Here is a 6,522-nt window from a genome sequence, read left to right as displayed (position 1 = left end):
AAACCACCGTCAGCTGTTGCGGATCAACCGTGGCCGCATTGCTGGGCAAGGTGGTCACCGCTGCTTTCAGCATGGCGAACTTGGGGCGCAGCCTTGATGGCAGGACCTGTTCCAGTTTTGCCAAGGCGCGTACAGAGGCCTCGCCAATCCCGGCCACCGGCCCCGCGGCCACGGAATTCAAACCCAGTGCAACCGCCAGGGCTTCGTTGTCGTCCAGTAGCAATGGTGGCAGTTGTGCTCCCGCCCCCAGTTGGTAACCGCCTGCTATCCCCGGGGATGCATGGATGGGATATCCCAGGTTTCGCAGCTTGTCGATATCGCGCCGCACGGTCCTCTCGGTCACGCCCATGCGCTCCGCGAGGGCCGGACCCGTCCATTCCCTGCGTACCTGCAACAGAGACAAGAGCTGGAGGAGGCGGGCAGAGGTTTGGATCATGCAAGTGAATCTAGTCCATATGCAGGATGGTGAACCCCCGCCGCGTGGGCCGGCGAAGGAACACCCGCCATTCGGGGAATCTGCGCAGAAGTCCGGGAACGGCGGGCGTTGGGTGGGTGATGGGTCATCGAAGCGATGCAGTTGCCTGGCATCTCCTAGTAGATGCGGGGGTTCCAGTACGGGGTGCTGGGAGCGTCGAAAGCGGTCCACGCTTCCTTGGATTCAATAGGCGGGTTGTGGCCGCGGCCGTCCTTCAACAAGGCTGAGACGGTGGCTGCGACGGCGGTGATAAGGACGATGAAGAGGATGATTCCGAAGATTTCCATGCCTCAAGCCTGCTCCTGTGGAAGGTCAAGAAACAGTGGCAGAAATGCCCCATTTAGATAATTTTCTGCCACACTGGAGATATGTTGAAATCAGTGGCAGTGATCGTGGTTCCCAACTTCTCGGTCTTCGAATTCGGCACGGCTTTCGAAGTCTTCGGCATCGACCGGACGGACAGGGGTGCCGGCGTTCCGGCTTTCGACTTCCGGGTGGTTGCACCGGAACCCGGCGATATCCGCATGAAGTCCGGCCTCTCCCTCCATGTGAACCTCGGCCTCGACGCAGCTGCCGATGCAGACCTCGTCATCATGGCGCCATTCGGCCGGGACCAGGAAATCCCTGAGTCGGTGCTGGAGACTTTGCGCGCCGCCCATGCCAGGGGCGCATGGGTGATGTCGATTTGCTCCGGCGCTTATGCCCTGGCCCGGGCAGGGTTGCTGGACGGGCGCCGGTGCACCACGCACTGGCATTATTCGCAGGATTTGGCGGACAAGTACCCGGCGGCAAAAGTGGATGAGAACGTCCTGTATGTGCAGGACGGAACCATCATCACCAGCGCTGGCACAGCTGCCGGAATCGATGCCTGCCTCCACCTGGTCCGCGTTGAACTGGGAGCCAACGTTGCTGCCGCCATTGCGCGCGACATGGTGGTTCCACCGCATCGCGATGGTGGTCAGGCCCAGTTCATCGACCGTCCCATGCCCCGTTGTGGTTCGGCACCCATGGAAGAACTCCTGCGGTGGATGGTGGAACACCTCGACGAGGAGCACAGCGTGAACGAGTTGGCGGCCCGCCTCCATATGTCTCCAAGGACCTTCGCCCGGCGCTTCCGGGCGGAAACAGGAACTACCCCTGCGGCCTGGTTGAATTCGCAGCGGGTGCTCAGGGCACAGGAACTTCTCGAGAGTACGGAGCTGAACATCGACGAGATCGCCAGGGAAGCAGGCTTCGGGCATTCGGTGCTGCTCCGCCACCACTTCACCAAGGTGCTGGACACGAGCCCGCAAAGTTACCGGCGCGCATTCCGTGGGCAGTTGGCGGAGGCCATCTAAGGACAGCGGGCGGTCATGACGTTGAGGTCCTTCAGCGCCGGCCTCCGAGCCGCCCGCGGGACTCGGAACCCTCGGCCTTGGCGCACTCCACCAGTTCCTGCCAAGGTCCGGTAACGGCGCGGTCCGGAAGGGTTGCCCGGTGTTGGCCTGCCCTGATGGAGTACATGAACCGGTCGGGCTCGTTGGCGGCCCGGGCCTGGTTCTTGGCTTCCTCCCACGGGCAAGCCTCGACCATCGGAACCCAGCGTTCCTTCTCATCGGGGGAGACGGCCTCCACGCTCCAGACGCGTGTCATCGCTGCAATTCCCCCACTGCGTTGAACGGTGATCTTCATGGCCGGCTGCTTCTCGTTCGACTTTTCCTCGTCAGTCAGCCAGCGGGACCGCACCGGGCTGTCCGGTCCCGCCATCCGACTAAACCTTGACCTTCACAGTCTCCCATGCCTTAAGGACGACGTCATGTTCCGCTGAACCGGAACCGAAGAGTTCCACGGCGGTGGCAACAGTGGTTTTGGCAAACTTCCCGAAAGTGCACGTCGCGGGCAGCGCTCCGCTGGTCAGGGTGCCATACCAGATCTGTCCGGGTGCTTCCCACGCATTGCCGCCGAGCTCAGTGGCCACGACGTAAAAGGCCTTGTTGGGGATTCCGGAATTGATATGCACCCCGCCGTTGTCCGCGCTGGTGCGGACGTACGTGTCCATGGAGTCCGGCTGGGGATCTTTGCCCAGGACGTCGTCGTCATAAGCGGTACCCGGGGCTTTCATGGAGCGCAAAGCAGCGCCTTGGACCTGGTCGGTGAAGAGGCCCTCACCGATGAGCCAACTGGCATTCGCCGCAGAGTCCTGCTTGAGGTACTGCTCCACGAGGACGCCAAAGACGTCGGACATGGACTCGTTCAGTGCGCCGGCCTGGTTACGGTAGGCGAGGTTGGCCGTGTACTGGGTAACCCCGTGGGCGAGCTCGTGGCCGATGACGCTGACGGACTTGGTGAAACGCTGGAAGATCTGACCGTCGCCATCTCCAAAGACCATCTGGGAGCCATCCCAAAAGGCATTGTCGTACAGCTTGCCGTAGTGAACGGTCGCATCCAAGGCGAGGCCGGCGTCATCAATGGAATCCCTGCCGAAGATCTCGCCATAAAGGCGATGAGTGCTTCCGAGGCCGTCGTAGGCCTCATCGGCGGCCACGTCCCCGGCTGGCGCCGCGCCCTCCTTCCGGACAACACGGCCGGGCAGGACTTCCAAGGATTCAGCATCGTAAATGGTCCGTTTGGGCGGTCCGGGCTTGGCTTGGCGGGCGCTGGGCGGGGCAGGCGGAACGGGCGCCGTGCGGATTGCCTGGAGTTCTTTGATGTGCAGCAGCGACTCCTTGGCAGCCCTGGCCACGGCCCGAAGCCTCGGCTCACTCCGGGCAGCAATCTTGCGAAGCATGTACGGCGGTACGATCGAGCACATCACGGCAAACCCCTTTGGCTATCGGAAAGACCAATTGGATTCAGCCTAGAAGCAGCGGCCGACAATATAACGGTGCAGGCCCGGCAAGCCCCGAACTGATAGCGGGAAACCGGCACACAAAAATACCCCGCCAGCTTCTGGCGGGGTATTCGTTGTGCCCTCGATAGGATTCGAACCTACGGCCTTCTGCTCCGGAGGCAGACGCTCTATCCCCTGAGCTACGAGGGCATCCGGGGTTCCCTCCGTTGCCGGTGGGACGTCCTAGAGCTTAGCAGCCACTGCGCCGCAAATGAAAACCCGACGCCCGGGCAGCAAGCCCTGCCTTGCACCAGCTGTGCCGTTCTGGATCAATACCCGGCGAACGAGTCCACATGGACCCGGCGGGCCCCCGCTGAGCGGGCTGCGGCACGCAGGGCCTCAACGCTCGCCGGTGAACCGGAAACGAAGACTTCGCGTTCGGCTACATCAGGCACCAGTTCCACAAGGCGATCCGCGTCGATCCTGGCGTCGCCGGCGTCGACCATGAATTCCGGGGGAGTGGAACCGTCCCCGAGGCGTGCGATGACTTTGGCTCCGGAGGCTTCCAGTTGCTCAACGCAGGCCAATTCATCGCGGCTTTTGGCAAGGTAGAGCACCACGGCGTCGCGTGCCGGGGCATCGGCCGCGAGGTGCGAGAGGAAGGGCGTGATACCGATTCCTGCAGCGATCAGCAGGACCGGCTTCCCGGCGTCGTGCGGTAAAAGAAAGTCTCCACCAACGGCCGTGGCAGAAAGCCGGTCCCCGGGCTTCAAAGCCATGAGTGCCTTCTTTGCCGTGGACAGCGGCTCCGCCATGCCAACTCCGAAGGTCAGCTCGGCAGCGCCCGGCGCGCTGGTGATGCTGAACACCCGCCTGCGGCCCTTGCCGTCCGAGGCCGCGTGCGGGAGGTTGAGCTCCATGAATTGGCCCGCGGCGAAGCGCACCGGGCGCTGCGGCTCGAACCTGAACTCCCTGCTCCCCGGAGTCAAGGCACGTGAGCCCTTGAACGTCAGCTCAACCCCGCCCCGCTGGCCCAGGAAGAAGGCCAAAAGATTGCCCAGCAACAAGGAGAGTTCGGGGGAGTTGGCAATGAAACCGAAGTTGTACGGAACCGCAAAAACAACACCCACGACGCCGGCCAGCACCAACTGCTGCCACCGGCGGGGCGGGAGCGTGAGAGGCTCCGAAAGCATGAAACCCACGAAGAACAGCAGTGGCCGCTGTGCCACGGACTGCCACAGGGCCTGCCCCAACGTCATGCTGCGGCTCACGAGCTCCACGGTGATGATGCCTGCGGCCACCACCAGGAACACAGTGGCCATCAGCATTTTGCGCGTGCGGTACAGGACAAGCAGTACACCGGGGACCAGCAGCCAGAGCATAGCCGGGGTTGCAGCCCACCACGTGGCGATGTTCAAACCCGTCAGGCCAGTGACAAACGCCCCGGCCGCCGCGGGATTAAAGATGTGCCGCCCGCGGAACGCCAGCGCATATTTGGAAACGCTGGCCACCACGCAGGCCAAAGCCACGCCGGTCATATCAGTGATCCCGAACGCGGGCCAGAACAGGAAGTAGAGCAGCAGGCCCGTAATCAGGGACGACTCTGTGTGCGGCTTGACGCGGAAGATTACTGCCAGCAACCGGTTGGACAGGTACGTCACCGCCAGACAGAGCACCAGGTGCACCGCCATTTCGGGGAGGCCGAAGGTCAGCCAGCCCAGGATGTTGAGAACCATGCTGTAAACCACCAGCACGCCCAGCACCCACAGAATCAAGCGGTACATGGTCAATCGGCCCAGCCAGGTATCCACTCGGGACTTTGCGGCAATCATGTGAACAGTCTCCCCTCGAAACGGTCCGAAAACGTGGCGGCACCACTGGAGGACACCCTGAGCCAGGCGAAATCGAATTCCTCCTGCAAGGGGGTCGGTTCAAGCATGAACAGGGCTGTGGCCAGGGCATCGGCCTCCAAAGCGCTGCCGGCCATGGTCCAGGTGGCCACTGTGGTGTGGACGGGTTTGCCGGTGGTTCCGTCCAGGACGTGGTGCAGGCCATCGCCCCATGCGCGGCGGTTCGAAGCCGAAGCACAAAGTGCTGAATTGTTCAGTTCCACAGTTCCAATGGCCTGACCGGGGTCATAGGGATGTTCCAGCGCGACAACCACTGGATGGGTGCCGGCGTGGAGCATGTCACCGCTACCATCGATGAGGAAATCAGAATGACCGTTTGTCCCCAGGACTCCGGCCAGCAGGTCCACAAGCTGCCCTTTCCCCGCGGCCCCAATATCCAGGACCACTGGTTCGGATACGGTCAGGGCCGTTCCGGTCCAGTCAAGGACGTCTTCCCAGCGGGGCGGGGCTACGGGATTCCCGGCCGGAGTCAACGTGTAGGCGGGATCGTAGCCGAGCCGTTCCAGGCTGCTGCCGATCAGCGGAGTCATGGCGCCCCCGCTGAGCCGGTACAGTGCGGCATAGACCCCAAGAAGGGCTCCAGCATGACCGGGCAGCGTGATACTGCCCGGTTCGCGGGACAGGCCGGACACCAGGGAATCCGGCCTGAACCGCGAATACGTCATGTCATAGTCACTAACGGTTTCCAGCAGTTGCCGCCGCACGGCCGGCGCCAGGGCCTCCGGCGTCGATATCTCCCACTGCGTACCGATGCCCTCAAAACTGAAGGAGCTCCAGTCCGGGTGCGGCATGGTGCTACTTGGCCTGGGACTTGATCTGTTCCACGGCTTCGTTGAACCCGCCGGATGTCAGGGAGGATCCTGCCACCTTGGAAACATTCAGTTCATCGATGTTCTTGCCAACGATTTGTGCCGAAATTCCGCTCGCGAACTCGCCTTGGAACTTTTTGGTGTTGGGGTTCGAGGGGTGCGTGGTGATATTGACTGCGGAGACCTTGTCTCCCGCCAGGGTCAACTCCACGCCAACTTTCTCCTGGCCGTTCGGGGAGGTGTACGTACCGTCCGCGCTGTAGGTGCCGTCCTTGTAGGCGGAAGTCCCCGCAGCAGTGGAGCTTGACGACGAGGAAGACGAGGTAGGGCTTGTGGTGCTTGCCTGACCACCGTTTTCGGCAGCCGGCGTGGATTCGGCGGCCGGGGACTGCGCAGATGGCGCACACCCGGCCACGGCACCGATGAGTGAAAGGCCGGCAATTCCGGCGTAAATGCTCTTGCGGAGTGGCGTAGTCATGGTTCTGCTCGTTTCAACTGGACAAGAAATGGGTCATGGGA

Annotated in this window: 8 protein-coding genes and 1 tRNA gene; 1 reads left to right on the top strand and 8 read right to left on the bottom strand. The window is 62.5% G+C overall.

The window, feature by feature from the left end; all coding sequences use genetic code 11:
* Positions 1-436, bottom strand: a 436-nt coding sequence (locus tag HP499_RS01820; protein WP_172322257.1) for a YafY family protein, incomplete at its 3' end; no start/stop codon positions are given.
* Between the two features lie 155 nt (positions 437-591).
* Positions 592-762, bottom strand: coding sequence for a hypothetical protein (locus HP499_RS01815; RefSeq protein ID WP_172322256.1), 171 nt, complete (start codon positions 760-762; stop codon positions 592-594).
* 81 nt (positions 763-843) lie between these two features.
* Here HP499_RS01815 and HP499_RS01810 point away from each other — a divergent pair, with 81 nt between their 5' ends.
* The gene (locus HP499_RS01810) at positions 844-1,812 is read left to right on the top strand and encodes a GlxA family transcriptional regulator (protein ID WP_172322255.1); all 969 of its coding nucleotides are present in this window, start codon (positions 844-846) and stop codon (positions 1,810-1,812) included.
* 31 nt (positions 1,813-1,843) lie between these two features.
* Here HP499_RS01810 and HP499_RS01805 read toward each other — a convergent pair whose 3' ends face one another.
* From HP499_RS01805 to HP499_RS01780, 6 genes are all read right to left on the bottom strand, one after another.
* Positions 1,844-2,146 carry a protealysin inhibitor emfourin gene (locus tag HP499_RS01805; RefSeq protein ID WP_172322260.1) on the bottom strand — a complete coding sequence of 101 codons (303 nt, stop codon included), beginning with the start codon at positions 2,144-2,146 and terminating at the stop codon, positions 1,844-1,846.
* Between the two features lie 79 nt (positions 2,147-2,225).
* Positions 2,226-3,266 (bottom strand): M4 family metallopeptidase, encoded by a 1,041-nt coding sequence (locus HP499_RS01800; RefSeq protein WP_253951321.1) that lies wholly within the window; start codon positions 3,264-3,266, stop codon positions 2,226-2,228.
* A gap of 155 nt (positions 3,267-3,421) precedes the next feature.
* Positions 3,422-3,494 (bottom strand) — tRNA-Arg (locus HP499_RS01795).
* A gap of 119 nt (positions 3,495-3,613) precedes the next feature.
* Positions 3,614-5,116 carry an FAD-dependent oxidoreductase gene (locus HP499_RS01790; RefSeq protein WP_172322254.1) on the bottom strand — a complete coding sequence of 501 codons (1,503 nt, stop codon included), beginning with the start codon at positions 5,114-5,116 and terminating at the stop codon, positions 3,614-3,616.
* Entirely contained in the window at positions 5,113-5,985 is an 873-nt protein-coding gene (locus tag HP499_RS01785; protein WP_172322253.1) for an FAD:protein FMN transferase, read from the bottom strand. The genes HP499_RS01790 and HP499_RS01785 overlap by 4 nt, the downstream gene beginning before the upstream one ends.
* 4 nt (positions 5,986-5,989) lie before the next feature.
* The gene (locus HP499_RS01780; protein WP_172322252.1) at positions 5,990-6,481 is read right to left on the bottom strand and encodes a hypothetical protein; all 492 of its coding nucleotides are present in this window, start codon (positions 6,479-6,481) and stop codon (positions 5,990-5,992) included.
* Between the last annotated feature and the right edge of the window lie 41 nt (positions 6,482-6,522).

Origin of the sequence: Paenarthrobacter sp. CM16 (assembly GCF_013179505.1) — a bacterium.
Lineage (GTDB): Bacteria > Actinomycetota > Actinomycetes > Actinomycetales > Micrococcaceae > Arthrobacter.
This window is presented reverse-complemented; position numbering and strand designations above follow the sequence as displayed.

Excerpts from the sequence above, each read along its gene's own strand:
- HP499_RS01790 (WP_172322254.1), bottom strand. The coding sequence starts at position 5,116 with ATGATTGCCGCAAAGTCCCGAGTGGATACCTGGCTGGGCCGATTGACC.
- HP499_RS01815 (WP_172322256.1), bottom strand. The coding sequence starts at position 762 with ATGGAAATCTTCGGAATCATCCTCTTCATCGTCCTTATCACCGCCGTC.
- HP499_RS01800 (WP_253951321.1), bottom strand. The coding sequence starts at position 3,266 with ATGTGCTCGATCGTACCGCCGTACATGCTTCGCAAGATTGCTGCCCGG.
- HP499_RS01785 (WP_172322253.1), bottom strand. The coding sequence starts at position 5,985 with ATGCCGCACCCGGACTGGAGCTCCTTCAGTTTTGAGGGCATCGGTACG.
- HP499_RS01780 (WP_172322252.1), bottom strand. The coding sequence starts at position 6,481 with ATGACTACGCCACTCCGCAAGAGCATTTACGCCGGAATTGCCGGCCTT.
- HP499_RS01810 (WP_172322255.1), top strand. The coding sequence starts at position 844 with ATGTTGAAATCAGTGGCAGTGATCGTGGTTCCCAACTTCTCGGTCTTC.
- HP499_RS01805 (WP_172322260.1), bottom strand. The coding sequence starts at position 2,146 with ATGAAGATCACCGTTCAACGCAGTGGGGGAATTGCAGCGATGACACGC.